Raw genomic sequence first — 16256 nt, forward strand, 5'->3', positions numbered from 1 at the left:
CCGGCGTCGCCCGGCGAGGTGCTGCCGGAAGCCTGAACGGCAGTGAAATCAAGGTTCCGTTCATCCGATAGCCTCTGCCGATGCCGCCCCGCCCGCCCGTGCGCGGGCTTTCCCGTTGCGGTTTTCCGAAGCCCTGTCAGCCTTGTCCAAGGAGTGAGTTCGTCTGTCGACCGCCATCCTCACGGGCCCGCCGGTACCCGGGTCGTCGCTCGAAGGCGAGCTGCGGTCGCTGGGATTCGACGTACGGTCCGCAGCCGACCCCTCCCAGGCCGCGAGGCTGCTCGACGAGACGCCCGCGGGTGAACGCGTCGCGCTCGTCGACCCCCGGTTCGTCGGCCACCTGCATTCCCTGCGCCTGGGCCTGACCGATCCCCGCTTCCCGGCGGCCGCCGTCACCGGCGCGCTCACCGCGCAGCCCGAGGCGCGCGCCGCCCTCAGCCGGGCCGCGCGCACCGCACCGGGCTCGCCCGACGAGCTCGCGGCCGCGCTCGACGCCGAGGGCGTCGCCGTGCAGCGTCCGGAACTCGGCTCGCTCGTCGCGGCCGTGCCGGCCGACACCGCGTCCCGCACCGCCGCCGAGCGGGCCGTCGCCGCCGTCGACGACGAGGCGATCCGGCTGCGCACCGCCGTGAAGTCCCGCGACGGGTTCTTCACCACGTACTGCGTCAGCCCCTACTCCCGCTACCTCGCCCGCTGGTGCGCGCGCCGCGGCTTCACCCCGAACCAGGTCACCACCGCCTCCCTGGTCACCGCGCTGATCGCGGCGGGCTGCGCGGCCACCGGCACCCGGGGCGGCTACGTCGCGGCCGGCCTCCTGCTGCTGTTCTCCTTCGTCCTGGACTGCACCGACGGGCAGCTCGCCCGCTACTCGCTCCAGTACTCGACGATGGGCGCCTGGCTCGACGCCACGTTCGACCGCGCCAAGGAGTACGCCTACTACGCGGGCCTCGCCCTCGGCGCGATCCGCGGCGGCGACGACGTATGGGCCCTGGCGCTGGGCGCGATGGTGCTCCAGACCTGCCGGCACGTCGTGGACTTCTCCTTCAACGAGGCCAACCACGACGCCACCGGCAACACCAGCCCCACCGCCGCCCTCTCCGACAAGCTGGACAGCGTCGGCTGGACGGTCTGGGTGCGGCGCATGATCGTGCTGCCCATCGGTGAACGCTGGGCCATGATCGCCGTCCTGACGGCGTTCACCACCCCCCGCGTCGTCTTCTACGCCCTGCTCGTCGGCTGTGCCTTCGCCGCCTGCTACACCACCGCCGGCCGTGTCCTGCGCTCGCTGACCCGGCGCGCCACCCGCACCGACCGGGCCGCGCAGGCACTGGCGGACCTGGCCGACTCCGGGCCGCTGGCCGAACTGGCCGCCGGGGCCGGGGGCGGGCGCTGGAAGCCCGCCTTCGTCGTCGCGGGTCTCGGCGCGCTCCTGGTGCTGGTCCCGGCCCTCGTCCTGCCGTTCGGCGACTGGCGCCTGATCCCCGGCGCGGTCGTCTACGCCGGCCTCTCCGGCCTCGCCGTCAGCGGCCCCCTCAAGGGCGCCCTCGACTGGCTGGTCCCGCCGGTCTTCCGGATCGCCGAGTACTGCACGATCCTCGTCCTCGCGGTCAAGGCGGACCTCGCAGGCGCCCTTCCCGCCGCATTCGGGCTGGTCGCAGCGGTCGCCTACCATCACTACGACACCGTGTACCGCATCAAGGGCGGCACCGGAGCGCCGCCCGCCCGGCTGGTGCGGGCGATCGGCGGACACGAGGGCCGCACCCTGCTGGTGGTCGTCCTCGCCACCCTCTCGGCCACCGTCGACCTCCCCCTCGCGCTCACGGTCCTGGCCGTGGTCATCGCCCTGGTGGCGGGCGCCGAGAGCATCCGTTTCTGGGTCTCCTCGGGAGCACCCGCCGTACACGACGAAGGAGAAACCGCATGATCGGCCTGGTTTTGGCGGCGGGCGCCGGACGGCGTCTGCGTCCCTACACCGACACGCTCCCCAAGGCCCTCGTGCCGGTGGACGGCGACACCACGATCCTCGACCTCACCCTCGGCAACTTCGCCGAGATCGGCCTCACCGACGTCGCGATCATCGTCGGCTACCGCAAGGAGGCCGTCTACGACCGCAAGGCGGCCCTGGAGGCGAAGTACGGCCTCAGCATCACCCTGATCGACAACGACAAGGCCGAGGAGTGGAACAACGCCTACTCCCTGTGGTGCGGCCGGGACTCCGTCCGGCACACGGTGATCCTCGCCAACGGCGACACCGTGCACCCCGTCTCCGTCGAGCGGACGCTGCTCGCCGCCCGCGGCGACGGCAAGAAGATCATCCTCGCGCTGGACACGGAGAAGCAGCTCGCCGACGAGGAGATGAAGGTGATCGTCGACCCCGCCACGGGCGTCAGCCGGATCACCAAGCTGATGGACCCGGCGACCGCCACCGGTGAGTACATCGGCGTCACCCTCATCGAGGGCGAGGCCGCCGACGAGCTGGCCGACGCCCTGAAGACGACCTTCGAGCGCGACCCCGACCTCTACTACGAGGACGGCTACCAGGAGCTCGTCAACCGCGGCTTCCGCATCGACGTCGCCCCGATCGGCGACGTGAAGTGGGTCGAGATCGACAACCACGACGACCTCGCCAAGGGCCGGGAGATCGCGTGCCAGTACTGACCCGCCTGATCCCCTCCCCGCTGACCGTCGACGTCTCCCGGGGCGCCCTGGACGACCTCGCCGGCCTCCTCGCGGACCAGCGGATCTCCGGCTCGGGCTGCCTCGCCATCGCCATCAGCGGCGGCTCCGGGCAGGCCCTGCGCGAGCGCCTCGCGCCCGACCTGCCCGACGCCGACTGGTACCCGGTCGCCGACGGCACCCTGGACTCGGCGGTCAAGCTCGCCGACGACATCAAGGGCAAGCAGCGCTACGACGCGGTCGTCGGCCTCGGCGGCGGCAAGATCATCGACGTCGCGAAGTACGCGGCGGCCCGCGTCGGCCTGCCCATGGTCGCCGTCGCCACCAACCTCGCCCACGACGGCCTGTGCTCCCCGGTCGCCACCCTCGACAACGACAACGGGCGCGGCTCCTACGGGGTGCCCACCCCGATCGCCGTGGTCATCGACCTCGACGTGATCCGCGAGGCCCCGGACCGTTTCGTACGCTCCGGAATCGGCGACGCGGTCTCCAACATCTCCTGCGTCGCCGACTGGGAACTCGCCCACGAGGTGCACGGCGACCCCATCGACGGCCTCGCCGCCGCGATGGCCCGCCAGGCCGGCGAAGCGGTGCTGCGCCACCCCGGCACCATCCGCGACGACTCCTTCCTCAAGGTGCTCGCCGAGGGCCTGGTGCTCACCGGCATCTCCATGACCGTGGCCGGCGACAGCCGCCCCGCGTCCGGCGGCTGCCACGAGATCAGCCACGCCTTCGACCTGCTCTTCCCCAGGCGCGCCGCCCCGCACGGCGAACAGGTCGCCATCGGCGCCACCTTCGCCATGCACCTGCGCGGCGCCCGGGAGGAGGCCGCGCTCTTCGCCGACGTACTGCGCAGGCACGAGCTGCCCGTACTGCCCGGCGACATCGGTTTCACCGTCGACGAGTTCGTCCAGGCCGTCGAGTACGCCCCCCAGACCCGTCCGGGACGCTTCACCATCCTGGAACACCTCGACCTGTCCGCAGACCAGATCAGGGACGCTTACGCCGACTATGTCAAGACGACCATCAGTAGCTGAACTCCGTCCCGTCGTGCACCCCGCGGGCGTCAAGGACCGGCGCAGCGGCGAGCACTGGGGCGGCCGCCTGTACATGCGCGAGATCTCCCTGCGCGTCGACCGGTACTTGGTCAACACCCGCGTCACCCCCAACCAGTTGACGTACGTCATGACCGTGTGCGGCGTCCTCGCCGCACCGGCGCTGCTGGTGCCCGGGATCTGGGGCGCGGTGCTCGGCGTCGTCGCCGTGCAGCTCTACCTGCTGCTCGACTGCGTCGACGGCGAAGTGGCCCGCTGGAAGAAGCAGTTCTCGCTGAACGGCGTCTACCTGGACCGCGTCGGCGCGTACCTGACGGACGCCGCCGTGCTCGTGGGCGTCGGCCTGCGCGCCGCCGACCTCTGGGGGAGCGGCCGCATCGACTGGCTGTGGGCCTTCCTCGGCACCCTGGCCGCGCTCGGCGCGATCCTGATCAAGGCGGAGACCGACCTCGTCGCCGTCGCCCGCCACCAGGGCGGCAAGCCGCCGGTCGCGGAGTCGGCGAGCGTGCCGCGCTCCTCGAAGATGGCGCTGGCCCGCCGGCTGGCCTCCATGCTCCAGTTCCACCGGCTGATCCTCGGCATCGAGGCCTCGCTGCTGATCCTGGTCCTGGCGGTCTTCGACGCGGTCCGCGACGACCTGTTCTTCACCCGCCTCGGCGTCGCCGTCTTCGCGGGCGTCGCGCTGCTCCAGACGCTGCTGCACCTGGTGTCCATCCTCGCCTCCAGCAGGCTGAAGTGAGCGCCGCCCAGGGGTCCGGGCCCCTCAAGGTGGGCGCGGTCGTCATCACGATGGGCACCCGCCCCGACGACCTCAACGCCCTGATCGACTCCGTCCGCAAGCAGGACGGCGACCCGGTCGACATCGTGGTCGTCGGCAACGGCGCCCCCGTCACCGGCGTCCCCGACGACGTACGCACCGTGGACCTGCCCGAGAACCTCGGCATCCCCGGCGGCCGCAACGTCGGCATCGAGGCGTTCGGGCCCGGCGGATCGGACGTCGACGTCCTGCTCTTCCTGGACGACGACGGCCTCCTGCCGAAGACCGACACCGCCGAGCTGTGCCGCGGGGCCTTCGAGGCCGACCCGTCGCTCGGCATCATCAGCTTCCGCATCGCCGACCCGGACACCGGCGTCACCCAGCGCCGGCACGTCCCGCGGCTGCGCGCCGCCGACCCGATGCGCTCCTCCCGCGTGACCACCTTCCTCGGCGGCGCCAACGCCGTCCGCACGAAGGTCTTCGCGGAGGTCGGCGGTCTCCCGGACGAGTTCTTCTACGCCCACGAGGAGACCGACCTGGCCTGGCGGGCCCTCGACGCGGGCTGGGCGATCGACTACCGCGCCGACATGGTCCTGCACCACCCCACCACCTCGCCGGCCCGGCACGCGACCTACCACCGCATGGTGGCCCGCAACCGGGTCTGGCTGGCCCGCCGCAACCTGCCCGCGCCCCTGGTGCCGGTCTACCTCGGCGTCTGGCTGCTGCTCACCCTCGCCCGGCGTCCCTCGGGGGAGGCGCTCAAGGCCTGGTTCGGCGGTTTCAAGGAGGGCTGGCGCACCCCCGCGGGTCCGCGCCGTCCCATGAAGTGGCGTACGGTATGGCGGCTGACCCGTCTGGGCCGACCACCCGTCGTCTGACAGGCTCGGAACAGTCCTCCCGGGGCGGCCGGCACCGGGTTCTGTCTCCCGGGATCCGGATATCCGCGCTCCGGCGCCCACCGGTTCGCGCATCTTTGAAGACGAAAGTTTCCACTTGTGAGTGACACTTCCCAAGACGGAGCGGTCGCTATGAGCGTCCCTCCCTCTCCCGACGAGGGACTGACCCCGGCGGAGCTCGCCGCCAAGTACCACCTCTCGGTGAGCGGCGCCCGGCCCGGACTGGTCGAGTACGTCAAGCAGTTGTGGGGGCGGCGCCACTTCATCATGGCGTTCTCCTCGGCCAAGCTGGCGGCCCAGTACAGCCAGGCCAAGCTGGGCCAGCTCTGGCAGGTGGCGACCCCGCTGCTCAACGCGCTGGTCTACTTCCTGATCTTCGGGCTGATCCTGAAGGCCGGGCGGGGGATGAGCACCGAGGTCTACATCCCGTTCCTGGTCACCGGCATCTTCGTGTTCACCTTCACCCAGAGCTCGGCGATGGCGGGCGTGCGGGCCATCTCCGGGAACCTGGGGCTGGTGCGCGCCCTGCACTTCCCCCGGGCCTCGCTGCCCATCTCGTTCTCGTTGCAGCAGCTCCAGCAGTTGCTGTACTCGATGATCGTGCTGGTGCTGATCGTGGTGGGCTTCGGCAACCTCCCGCGGCTGTCGTGGCTGCTGGTGATCCCGACGCTGGTGCTCCAGTTCACCTTCAACACCGGCCTGGCGCTGATCATGGCGCGGCTGGGGTCCAAGACCCCGGACCTCGCGCAGTTGATGCCCTTCATCATGCGCACCTGGATGTACGCCTCCGGCGTCATGTTCAGCATCACGGAGATGCTGAAGGACCGGCCGGCCTGGATCGCCGACGTCCTCCAGTGGAACCCGGCCGCCGTCTACATGGACCTGATGCGCTTCGCACTGATCGACGGGTACGGCTCGGAGAACCTCCCGCCGCACGTCTGGCTGGCCGCGGTGGTCTGGGCGGTGCTCTTCGGGGCGCTCGGCTTCGTGTACTTCTGGAAGTCTGAGGAGCGTTACGGCCGTGGCTGAGGACAACAACAAGGGCCGCGTCCCCACGGTCATCGCCGACGACGTGCACATCGTCTACCGGGTCAACACCGGTGGCGGCGGCAAGGGCGGCGCGACCGCCGCCCTCAACCGCATCCTGCGCGGCAAGAAGGCCGACGAGGCCCGCGGCGTGCGCAAGGTGCACGCCGTGCGCGGGGTGACCTTCACCGCCTACCGCGGCGAGGCCATCGGCCTCATCGGCTCCAACGGCTCCGGCAAGTCCACCCTGCTGCGCGCCATCGCCGGGCTCCTGCCCGCCGAGAGCGGCAAGGTCTACACCGACGGCCAGCCCTCGCTGCTGGGCGTCAACGCGGCGCTGATGAACGACCTGACCGGCGAGCGCAACGTCATCCTCGGCGGTCTCGCCATGGGCATGTCGCGCGAGCAGATCCGCGAGCGCTACCAGGGCATCGTCGACTTCTCCGGCATCAACGAGAAGGGCGACTTCATCACCCTTCCGATGCGGACGTACTCCTCCGGCATGGCGGCGCGCCTGCGCTTCTCCATCGCGGCGGCCAAGGACCACGACGTCCTGATGATCGACGAGGCGCTGGCCACCGGTGACCGGAAGTTCCAGATCCGCTCGGAGCAGCGGATCCGGGAGCTCCGCAAGGAGGCCGGCACGGTCTTCCTGGTCAGCCACAGCAACAAGTCGATCAGGGACACCTGCGACCGCGTCCTGTGGCTGGAGAAGGGCGAACTGCTGATGGACGGCCCCACCGACGAGGTCGTCAAGGCGTACGAGAAGGAGACCGGCAAGTAGCGCCGGCTCCCTCCCCGCAGGGCCCCCGCCGGAACCGGTGGGGGCCCTGCCGGTGCGTCGGGGCGCGGCGGGCGTCCGGACCGGCCCGACGGGGCGTCAGGATCCGGCCGCCGCGGCAACTGGCCCGCCCCCGGGGAAGGTTGGGCCCCTCGGGCGCGTTGTCGTGATGCGCGCAACACCCCGAGGAGATGCTTCGCGTTGTACGACGTAAGCTGTACCGGTGCTGATTCGCGGCAAGTGGGGCTATTGCTCCCCCGGGGCCCCGCCTCAGAGCACTCTCCGCCGTCGGTCGACGGGCGGCGTGTCCGAAATGGGATGTTTTGAGTCGGCAGTGTAGAACGGGAGGTGTGACGGCAATGGCAGTGGGAATTCTCCAGCTCCGAGATGCTCTCGCCGTCCTCGTGGAGGGCGGTCGGCGATGACCGGAGTCCGGGAGGCGTCCCCCGGCGCCCCTGAGCGCAGCACCCTCGACAAGGCCGCGGACGAGAACTTCCCCGTGGCCCCCTTCTTCCTGCCCCGCGCCTGGCGCGACGACCTCATGGCCGTCTACGGGTACGCGCGCCTGGTCGACGACATCGGCGACGGCGACCTCGCCCCCGGCGGCCGGGACGCGGAACTCCTCGGCCTCGACCCGCGGCAGACGGACGACCGGCTCGCCCTGCTGGACGCCTTCGAGGCCGACCTGCACCGGGTCTTCGACTCCACGCCGCGCCACCCGCTGCTGCTGGCCCTCCAGCCCACCGTCCGCCGCCGCGCCCTCACCCCCGGGCCCTTCCTCGGGCTGATCGAGGCCAACCGACAGGACCAGAAGGTCACGCGCTACGCGACGTACGAGGACCTCCTCGCCTACTGCGAGAAGTCCGCCAACCCGGTCGGCCGCCTGGTCCTCGCCCTCACCGGCACCACCAGCCCCGAACGCGTCCGCCGCTCCGACGCCGTCTGCACCGGGCTCCAGATCGTCGAGCACCTCCAGGACGTTGCCGAGGACCTGGCCCGGGACCGGATCTACCTCCCGGCCGAGGACATGCGGCGCTTCCGCGTGTCCGAGCACGATCTCGCCGCGCCGAGCGCCAACTCCTCGGTGCGCTCGCTGATCGCCTTCGAGGCCGAACGTGCCGCGCGCCTGCTGAATGAAGGGCCCCCGCTCGTGGGTAGCGTGCACGGCAGACTGAGGCTTCTGCTGGCCGGTTTCGTCGCCGGCGGCCGCGCCGCCCTCAAGGCGGTGCACACCGCCGGTTTCGACGTGCTTTCTGGACCGCCCAAGCCCACCAAGCTCAGTCTGCTGCGCGAAGTGGGAGCGACTCTGCGAAGAGAGGGGTGAGCCGGACCATGGAGCAACACCACGAGACGTCCGCACCGGTACTCGCCGCGTACAGCTACTGCGAGGCGGTGACCGGACAGCAGGCACGCAACTTCGCGTACGGCATCCGGCTGCTGCCCACCGACAAGCGCAACGCGATGTCCGCGCTCTACGCCTTCTCCCGGCGCGTGGACGACATCGGCGACGGCACGCTGCCGCCCGAGGTCAAGGAGAAGCGGCTCGGGGAGACCCGGGCCCTGCTCGCGCGGATCAGCGCGGGCGACATCGAGGAGGACGACACCGACCCGGTGGCCGTCGCGCTCACCGACGCCGCCCGCCGCTTCCCGATCCCGCTCGGCGGGCTCGACGAACTCATCGACGGCGTCCTGATGGACGTCCACGAGGCGACGTACGAGACCTGGGACGACCTGAAGGTCTACTGCCGGTGCGTCGCCGGCGCCATCGGGCGGCTCTCGCTCGGCGTGTTCGGCACGCCGTCCGGCGCACGGGACGCCGACCGCGCCCCCGAGTACGCCGATACGCTCGGCCTCGCCCTCCAGCTCACCAACATCCTGCGCGACGTCCGCGAGGACGCCGGCAACGGGCGCACCTACCTGCCGGCCGAGGACCTCGCCAAGTTCGGCTGCGCGGACGGCTTCCACGGCTCCGCCCCGCCGCCCGGCTCCGACTTCGCGGGTCTGGTGCACTTCGAAGTACGGCGCGCCCGCGCCCTCTTCGCCGAGGGCTACCGGCTGCTGCCCCACCTCGACCGGCGCTCCGGCGCCTGCGTCGCCGCCATGGCGGGCATCTACCGCAGGCTCCTGGACCGCATCGAGCGCGACCCCGAGGCGGTCCTGCGCGGCCGCGTCTCGCTGCCCGGGCACGAGAAGGCGTACGTCGCCGTGCGCGGCCTCTCCGGGCTCGACGCGCGCCACATCGCCCGGCAGACCGCCCGGAGGCGTCCTTGAAGGGGCCGGGAAGAGCGTTTCACGTGAAACATCCGAACTCGGCGCGCAAGCCGCACACGGGGTGCACGGTGCGCAACGAGCGAAAGCGGCAGAATCCGCCGAATGCGTCGAACCGGTGCGCAACCCTCCGCCGGCCTGACGCGTCCCTGAAGGCAACGACTGCGGCCGCACCGGCCGCAGCGGCGTTCCGCACGGCACAACACCCGGGGGAGGGTGCATGACGGACCACACCATGCCGCCCGCGCCCACTGCCGTCGTCGTCGGCGGAGGCCTCGCCGGCGTCACGGCCGCCCTCGAACTCGCGGCCGCGGGCGTGCGCGTCACGCTGCTGGAGGGGCGGCCCCGGCTCGGCGGTCTCGCGTTCTCCTTCCAGCGCGGCGACCTGACCGTCGACAACGGACAGCACGTCTACCTGCGCTGCTGCACCGCCTACCGGTGGTTCCTGGACCGCGTGGACGCCGCCGCGCTCGCGCCGCTGCAACGCCGGCTCGAAGTGCCGGTGCTCGACGTCGGCGACCCGCGCGGGCCCCGGCTGGGGACGCTGCGGCGTGCGGCCCTGCCCGTACCGCTGCACCTGGCCGCGAGCCTCGCCACCTACCCGCACCTGTCGATGGCCGAACGGGCCTCCGTCGGGCGGGCGGCGCTCGCGCTCAAGGGGCTCGACCCGGACGACCCCGCGCTGGACGACGTCGACTTCGCGACCTGGCTCGCCCAGCACGGCCAGTCGCCGCGCACCATCGAGGCGCTCTGGGACCTGGTCGGCGTCGCCACCCTCAACGTGCGCGCGCCGCAGGCCTCGCTCGGGCTCGCCGCCAAGGTCTTCAAGACCGGACTGCTCTCCGACCCCGGAGCCGCCGACATCGGCTGGGCCCACGTCCCGCTCGGCGAGCTGCACGACACCCGGGCCCGCAAGGCCCTCGACGCGGCCGGGGTGCGGACCGAGGTGCGCACCAGGGCGGACGCCCTGACCCGTACGAAGAAGGGCGGCTGGGTCGTCGAGGCGGGCGGGGAGCGGATCGCGGCCGACGCCGTCGTGCTGGCCGTGCCGCAGAAGGAGACGCACGCCCTGCTGCCCAAGGGGGCGCTGGACGAGCAGGACCGGATCCGGGAGATCGGCGTCTCGCCGATCCTCAACGTCCACGTCGTGTACGACCGCAAGGTGCTGCGCAAGCCCTTCTTCGCCGCCCTCGGCACGCCCGTCCAGTGGGTCTTCGACCGCACCGGGGCCTCGGGGCTCACCGGCGGCGGCCAGTACCTGGCCCTCTCGCAGTCCGACGCCGTCGACGAGATCGACGCGCCCGTCGCCGAGCTGAGGCAGCGCTACCTGCCCGAACTGGAGCGGCTGCTGCCCGCGACGCGGACGGCGCAGGTACGGGACTTCTTCGTCACCCGGGAGCGCACCGCGACGTTCGCCCCCACACCCGGCGTCGGGCGCCTGCGCCCCGGAGCGCGCACCCGTGCGCCGGGGCTGTACCTGGCCGGGGCGTGGACCGCCACCGGCTGGCCCGCGACCATGGAAGGCGCCGTGCGCAGCGGTCTCAGTGCCGCGCAGGCGACGCTCTCCGCACTCGGCCGCCCCTATGAACTTCCGCCACTGGAGGCGGCATGAGCATCAGTTATGGAACAAGAGGAGAGCCTGTGACCCCGGCGAACCCGGCTGTCGACACCGTGGACATCGCGGCGCTGTTGGAGCGCGGCAGGGACCTGTCCGCCCCGGTGCTGCGTGCCGCCGTGGACCGGCTCGCGCCGCCCATGGACACCGTCGCGGCCTACCACTTCGGGTGGATCGACGCCCAGGGCCGGCCCGCCGACGGCGACGGCGGCAAGGCCGTGCGCCCGGCGCTGGCCCTGCTGTCCGCGGAGGCCGCGGGCGCCACCCCCGAGGTCGGCGTGCCCGGCGCGGTGGCCGTGGAGCTCGTGCACAACTTCTCGCTGCTGCACGACGACCTGATGGACGGCGACGAGCAGCGCCGCCACCGCGACACCGTGTGGAAGGTGCACGGCCCGGCCCAGGCGATCCTCGTGGGCGACGCGCTCTTCGCGCTCGCCAACGAAATCCTGCTGGAGATCGGCACGGTCGAGGCGGGACGGGCCACCCGCCGGCTGACCACCGCGACGCGCAAGCTGATCGACGGCCAGGCGCAGGACATCTCCTTCGAGCACCGCGAGCGGGTCACCGTCGAGGAGTGCCTGGAGATGGAGGGCAACAAGACCGGCGCCCTCCTCGCCTGCGCGGTGTCCATCGGCGCGGTCCTCGGCGGCGCCGACGACAGGACCGCCGACACCCTGGAGGCGTACGGCTACCACCTCGGCCTCGCCTTCCAGGCCGTCGACGACCTGCTCGGCATCTGGGGCGACCCCGGCTCGACCGGCAAGCAGACCTGGAGCGACCTGCGCCAGCGCAAGAAGTCGCTGCCGGTCGTCGCCGCGCTCGCCGCGGGCGGAACCGCCTCCGAGAAGCTCGGCGAACTGCTCAAGGCGGACGCCGAGTCCCAGGACTTCGACACCTTCTCCGAGGAGGAGTTCGCCATGCGCGCGGCCCTCATCGAGGAAGCGGGCGGCCGCGAGTGGACCACTCAGGAGGCCCGCCGCCAGCACGCGGTCGCCATCGAGGCACTGCACGGCGTCGACATGCCGGAACGGGTGCGGGCGCAGTTGACCGCGCTCGCCGACTTCGTGGTCGTACGCAAGAGGTGACGGCCGCCCGGCGCACCCACGGCTCTCCCGGGGGCTAGCCCCCGGACCCCCGAGCAGTCGCCGTCCGGGCCGCCTTGAACGGCGGCCCGGACGACGGAAACCCCAGCACAGCAGAAGTCCACCTGCACGAAGGGGAAACCATGACAGCGACGACCGACGGAAGCAGCGGGGTTGTGGACCCCGGGGCGACTTCGGCCAGCCAGACGACCATTTCGATTCCTACGACGACCACCGCCGCTACGACCACCACCGCCACGGCCGCCGCCGCACCCGACGTGCGCGACGCGGCCCGGCTGGCCGTGGAGCGTGCGACCGAGAACCTGCTCGCCCGGCAGGACGCGCAGGGTTGGTGGAAGGGCGACCTGGAAACCAATGTGACCATGGACGCCGAAGACTTGCTGCTGCGGCAGTTCCTCGGGATCCAGGACGAGCGGACCGTCCAGGCGGCCGCCCTGTTCATCCGGGGCGAACAGCGCGAGGACGGCACCTGGGCCACCTTCTACCAGGGACCCGGGGACCTCTCCGCCACCATCGAGGCGTACGTCGCCCTGCGGCTGGCCGGGGACCTCCCCGACGAGCCCCACATGGCGCGGGCCGCGGCCTGGGTGCGGGCCCGGGGCGGGATCGCCGCGAGCCGGGTCTTCACCCGGATCTGGCTGGCCCTCTTCGGCTGGTGGAAGTGGGACGACCTGCCGGAACTCCCACCCGAGCTGATCTTCTTCCCCAAGTGGGTCCCTCTCAACATCTACGACTTCGGCTGTTGGGCACGGCAGACGATCGTGCCGCTCACGGTGGTCTCCGCGCAGCGCCCCGTGCGGCCCGCGCCCTTCGCGCTGGACGAGCTGCACACGGACCGGCGCAACCCCGCGCCGCTCAAGCCGCTCGCCCCACCGGCCAGTTGGGACGGCTTCTTCCAGCGGCTCGACAAGGCGCTGCACGTCTACCACCGCATTGCCCCGCCGCCGCTGCGGCGCGTCGCGATGAAGGCGGCCGCCCGGTGGATCATCGAGCGGCAGGAGAACGACGGCTGCTGGGGCGGCATCCAGCCGCCCGCCGTGTACTCGCTGATCGCCCTCCACCTGCTGGGATACGACCTCGAACACCCGGTGATGAAGGCCGGGCTGGCGTCGCTGGACCGGTTCGCGGTCTGGCGCGAGGACGGGGCCCGCATGGTCGAGGCCTGCCAGTCCCCGGTCTGGGACACCTGCCTGGCCACCATCGCGCTCGCCGACGCCGGAGTTCCCGCCGACCACCCGGCGCTGGTCAAGGCCGCCGACTGGATGCTGGCGGAGGAGATCGTACGGCCCGGCGACTGGGCGGTGCGCAGGCCCGAACTCCCGCCGGGCGGCTGGGCGTTCGAGTTCCACAACGACAACTACCCCGACATCGACGACACCGCCGAAGTCATCCTCGCCCTGCGCCGCGTCGCCCACCCCGACCGCGACCGGATGGAGGGCGCCATCGCGCGCGGAGTGCGCTGGAACCTCGGGATGCAGTCCAAGAACGGCGCCTGGGGCGCCTTCGACGCCGACAACACCAGCGGCTTCCCCAACCGGCTGCCGTTCTGCGACTTCGGCGAGGTCATCGACCCGCCGTCCGCCGACGTCACCGCCCACGTGGTGGAGATGCTGGCCGTCGAGGGCAAGGCCCACCACCCGCGCACCCGGCGCGGCATCACCTGGCTGCTCGCCGAACAGGAGCCCAGCGGCGCCTGGTTCGGCCGCTGGGGCGTCAACTACGTCTACGGAACCGGCTCCGTGGTGCCCGCCCTCACCGCCGCCGGACTGCCCGGATCGCACCCCGCGATCCGCCGCGCGGTGGCCTGGCTGGAATCCGTGCAGAACGACGACGGCGGCTGGGGCGAGGACCTGCGCTCGTACAAGGAACCGGGCTGGGCCGGGCACGGGGTGTCCACCGCCTCGCAGACCGCCTGGGCGCTCCTCGCGCTGATCGCGGCCGGGGAGAGCGGGTCGAAGGCCACCGAGCGGGGCGTGGCCTGGCTCGCCGAGACCCAGCTTCCCGACGGCTCCTGGGACGAGCCGTACTTCACCGGCACCGGCTTCCCCTGGGACTTCTCCATCAACTACCACCTCTACCGGCAGGTGTTCCCGCTCACCGCGCTCGGCCGGTACGTCCACGGGGAGCCCGTCTTCCCGACCTCCCGGTCCTGAAGAGGACCACCGCCCGCTCAAGGGGGCCGCATTGACCCGAACCCCGGGTGCACCCGGGCCCGGCAGTACCCGGCCGCTGCTGATCGCCTGCGCGCTCGGCGTCGAACGCCTCGCCCTGCGCGGCGGCGACCGCGGCGGCGCGGCGGGGCCCGTCCTCGTGCTCCGTACCGGAATGGGCCCCGAGGCCGCCGACTACGCCGTCGCCCGCACCCTCGCCGAGGGGGGCCCGGCCAGGGACGCCGCCGTCATCGCGTCCGGTTTCTGCGCCGGGCTCGCCGCCGGCATGCGCCCCGGCGACCTCGTGGTCGCCACCGAGACCCGCGACCGCCGCGGTGCCACGGCCTGTACGGACGTGGCGCTGCTGGCCGACGCGGTGGCCAGAGCGCTCCCGGAGCGGGCGGTCCACACCGGGCCGCTGACCGGCAGCGACCACGTCGTGCGCGGGACGGCCGAACGGGCCGCGCTGCACGCGGAGGGCGCGATCGCCGTGGACATGGAGTCCGCGGCGGTCCTCGCAGGCGCCCTGCGGGCCGGGCCCAGGCCCGTTGCCGCCGTCCGGGTGGTCGTGGACGCACCCGGGCACGAGCTCCTGCGGCTCGGCACCCTCAGCGGTGGAATATCGGCTTTCCGTGTTCTGCGCCATGTTCTTCCGGCGTTCTACGAATGGCACCGTTCTTCGCTGCTCCCCAGGAGGTGAGCCAGATGGCAATGCCGCTCCGTCAAACCATCAGGGTCGGGACGTACCTGTTCGAACAGAAGGTCCGCAAGCGGGAGAAGTTCCCGCTGATCGTCGAGCTGGAACCGCTCTTCGCGTGCAACCTCAAGTGCGAGGGCTGCGGAAAGATCCAGCACCCCGCGGGAGTGCTCAAGCAGCGCATGCCGGTGGCGCAGGCCGTGGGGGCGGTGCTCGAATCGGGCGCCCCGATGGTCTCCATCGCCGGCGGCGAACCGCTGATGCACCCGCAGATCGACGAGATCGTGCGGCAGTTGGTGGCGAAGAGGAAGTACGTCTTCCTCTGCACCAACGCCATGCTGCTGCGCAAGAAGATCGAGAAGTTCACGCCCTCGCCCTACTTCGCGTTCGCCGTGCACATCGACGGGCTGCGCGAGCGGCACGACGAGTCGGTGGCCAAGGAAGGCGTCTTCGACGAGGCGGTGGAGGCGATCAAGGAGGCCAAGCGGCGCGGCTTCCGGGTCACCACCAACTCGACCTTCTTCAACACCGACACCCCCCAGACCATCATCGAGGTGCTCGACTTCCTCAATGACGAGCTGGAGGTGGACGAGATGATGATCTCGCCCGCCTACGCCTACGAGAAGGCCCCCGACCAGGAGCACTTCCTGGGCGTCGAGCAGACCCGGGAGCTCTTCCGCAAGGCGTTCGCCGGGGGGAACCGGAAGAAGTGGCGGCTCAACCACTCGCCGCTCTTCCTGGACTTCCTGGAAGGCAGGGCCGACTTCTCCTGCACGGCCTGGGCCATCCCGAACTACTCCCTGTTCGGCTGGCAGCGGCCCTGCTACCTGATGAGCGACGGGTACGTTCCCACGTACCGCGAGCTCATCGAGAAGACCGACTGGGAGAAGTACGGGCGCGGCAAGGACCCGCGGTGCGCGAACTGCATGGCGCACTGCGGCTACGAGCCGACGGCCGTCCTCGCCACGATGGGCTCGCTCAAGGAGTCCATCCGCGCCGCCCGCGAGACCGTTTCGGGCAACCGCGGGTGACGTGACGGCCGCGGGGGGCTCCGGCGCGGCCGGGGCTCCCCGCGGCGCCGGCCCGGCCGTCCGCGACGCGCCGCCCCTCGCGGCGCGTCCGGCGGCCGCCTCCGGCAGGGGGAGCGCAGAGGCGGTGAGGACCGCCGCGAGCGGGGAGGACGCCGGAGTGCCCTCGGGCAGCCCCGACGTCACGGTGAGCTGGACGATCCG

The 16256-nt window shown here is 71.9% G+C and carries 14 protein-coding genes; all 14 read left to right on the forward strand.

Annotated elements, in window-relative coordinates:
• The first annotated feature begins 163 nt into the window (after nucleotides 1-163).
• The 14 genes from ACIP93_RS16475 (at nucleotide 164) to hpnH (ending at nucleotide 16055) form a co-directional block, all read left to right on the forward strand.
• Nucleotides 164-1924 (forward strand): DUF5941 domain-containing protein, encoded by a 1761-nt coding sequence (locus ACIP93_RS16475; protein WP_345219104.1) that lies wholly within the window; start codon nucleotides 164-166, stop codon nucleotides 1922-1924.
• Nucleotides 1921-2658, forward strand: a complete 738-nt coding sequence (locus ACIP93_RS16480) for a sugar phosphate nucleotidyltransferase (RefSeq protein WP_401759351.1) — start codon at nucleotides 1921-1923, stop codon at nucleotides 2656-2658. The genes ACIP93_RS16475 and ACIP93_RS16480 overlap by 4 nt, the downstream gene beginning before the upstream one ends.
• The gene (locus ACIP93_RS16485) at nucleotides 2646-3713 is read left to right on the forward strand and encodes an iron-containing alcohol dehydrogenase family protein (protein WP_345218668.1); all 1068 of its coding nucleotides are present in this window, start codon (nucleotides 2646-2648) and stop codon (nucleotides 3711-3713) included. Before ACIP93_RS16480 ends, ACIP93_RS16485 begins: the two co-directional genes overlap by 13 nt.
• A 13-nt stretch (nucleotides 3714-3726) precedes the next feature.
• Entirely contained in the window at nucleotides 3727-4470 is a 744-nt protein-coding gene (locus ACIP93_RS16490; protein WP_401759354.1) for a CDP-alcohol phosphatidyltransferase family protein, read from the forward strand.
• Between the two features lie 50 nt (nucleotides 4471-4520).
• The gene (locus ACIP93_RS16495; RefSeq protein WP_345219106.1) at nucleotides 4521-5366 is read left to right on the forward strand and encodes a glycosyltransferase; all 846 of its coding nucleotides are present in this window, start codon (nucleotides 4521-4523) and stop codon (nucleotides 5364-5366) included.
• A gap of 117 nt (nucleotides 5367-5483) precedes the next feature.
• Nucleotides 5484-6413: an ABC transporter permease gene (locus ACIP93_RS16500; RefSeq protein WP_345218672.1), complete on the forward strand. Its 930-nt coding sequence runs from the start codon at nucleotides 5484-5486 to the stop codon at nucleotides 6411-6413.
• Nucleotides 6406-7194 (forward strand): ABC transporter ATP-binding protein, encoded by a 789-nt coding sequence (locus ACIP93_RS16505; RefSeq protein WP_345218675.1) that lies wholly within the window; start codon nucleotides 6406-6408, stop codon nucleotides 7192-7194. Before ACIP93_RS16500 ends, ACIP93_RS16505 begins: the two co-directional genes overlap by 8 nt.
• A gap of 418 nt (nucleotides 7195-7612) precedes the next feature.
• Nucleotides 7613-8515 (forward strand): squalene synthase HpnC, encoded by a 903-nt coding sequence (gene hpnC, locus ACIP93_RS16510; RefSeq protein ID WP_401759358.1) that lies wholly within the window; start codon nucleotides 7613-7615, stop codon nucleotides 8513-8515.
• Between the two features lie 8 nt (nucleotides 8516-8523).
• Complete coding sequence (hpnD, locus tag ACIP93_RS16515; protein ID WP_401759361.1) at nucleotides 8524-9462, forward strand: presqualene diphosphate synthase HpnD; 939 nt, start codon at nucleotides 8524-8526, stop codon at nucleotides 9460-9462.
• A 217-nt stretch (nucleotides 9463-9679) separates the two neighbouring features.
• Nucleotides 9680-11071, forward strand: coding sequence for a hydroxysqualene dehydroxylase HpnE (hpnE, locus tag ACIP93_RS16520; protein ID WP_345218682.1), 1392 nt, complete (start codon nucleotides 9680-9682; stop codon nucleotides 11069-11071).
• Nucleotides 11068-12159: a polyprenyl synthetase family protein gene (locus ACIP93_RS16525; RefSeq protein ID WP_345218683.1), complete on the forward strand. Its 1092-nt coding sequence runs from the start codon at nucleotides 11068-11070 to the stop codon at nucleotides 12157-12159. Before hpnE ends, ACIP93_RS16525 begins: the two co-directional genes overlap by 4 nt.
• A gap of 140 nt (nucleotides 12160-12299) precedes the next feature.
• Nucleotides 12300-14330: a squalene--hopene cyclase gene (shc, locus tag ACIP93_RS16530; RefSeq protein ID WP_401759366.1), complete on the forward strand. Its 2031-nt coding sequence runs from the start codon at nucleotides 12300-12302 to the stop codon at nucleotides 14328-14330.
• Nucleotides 14331-14361: 31 nt separating this feature from the next.
• Nucleotides 14362-15027 carry a 1-hydroxy-2-methyl-2-butenyl 4-diphosphate reductase gene (locus ACIP93_RS16535; protein ID WP_401759369.1) on the forward strand — a complete coding sequence of 222 codons (666 nt, stop codon included), beginning with the start codon at nucleotides 14362-14364 and terminating at the stop codon, nucleotides 15025-15027.
• A 5-nt stretch (nucleotides 15028-15032) separates the two neighbouring features.
• Nucleotides 15033-16055 (forward strand): adenosyl-hopene transferase HpnH, encoded by a 1023-nt coding sequence (hpnH, locus tag ACIP93_RS16540; protein ID WP_345218691.1) that lies wholly within the window; start codon nucleotides 15033-15035, stop codon nucleotides 16053-16055.
• Nucleotides 16056-16256: the final 201 nt, after the last annotated feature.

The sequence above is a fragment of the Streptomyces sp. NPDC088745 genome, from assembly GCF_044751045.1.
Taxonomy (GTDB): domain Bacteria; phylum Actinomycetota; class Actinomycetes; order Streptomycetales; family Streptomycetaceae; genus Streptomyces; species Streptomyces cremeus.

What these genes read in the sequence shown, in the direction of transcription:
- hpnC (WP_401759358.1), top strand. Translation starts at nt 7,613, where the DNA reads ATGACCGGAGTCCGGGAGGCGTCCCCCGGCGCCCCTGAGCGCAGCACC.
- hpnH (WP_345218691.1), top strand. Translation starts at nt 15,033, where the DNA reads ATGGCAATGCCGCTCCGTCAAACCATCAGGGTCGGGACGTACCTGTTC.
- shc (WP_401759366.1), top strand. Translation starts at nt 12,300, where the DNA reads ATGACAGCGACGACCGACGGAAGCAGCGGGGTTGTGGACCCCGGGGCG.
- ACIP93_RS16480 (WP_401759351.1), top strand. Translation starts at nt 1,921, where the DNA reads ATGATCGGCCTGGTTTTGGCGGCGGGCGCCGGACGGCGTCTGCGTCCC.
- ACIP93_RS16525 (WP_345218683.1), top strand. Translation starts at nt 11,068, where the DNA reads ATGAGCATCAGTTATGGAACAAGAGGAGAGCCTGTGACCCCGGCGAAC.
- ACIP93_RS16495 (WP_345219106.1), top strand. Translation starts at nt 4,521, where the DNA reads ATGGGCACCCGCCCCGACGACCTCAACGCCCTGATCGACTCCGTCCGC.
- hpnE (WP_345218682.1), top strand. Translation starts at nt 9,680, where the DNA reads ATGACGGACCACACCATGCCGCCCGCGCCCACTGCCGTCGTCGTCGGC.
- hpnD (WP_401759361.1), top strand. Translation starts at nt 8,524, where the DNA reads ATGGAGCAACACCACGAGACGTCCGCACCGGTACTCGCCGCGTACAGC.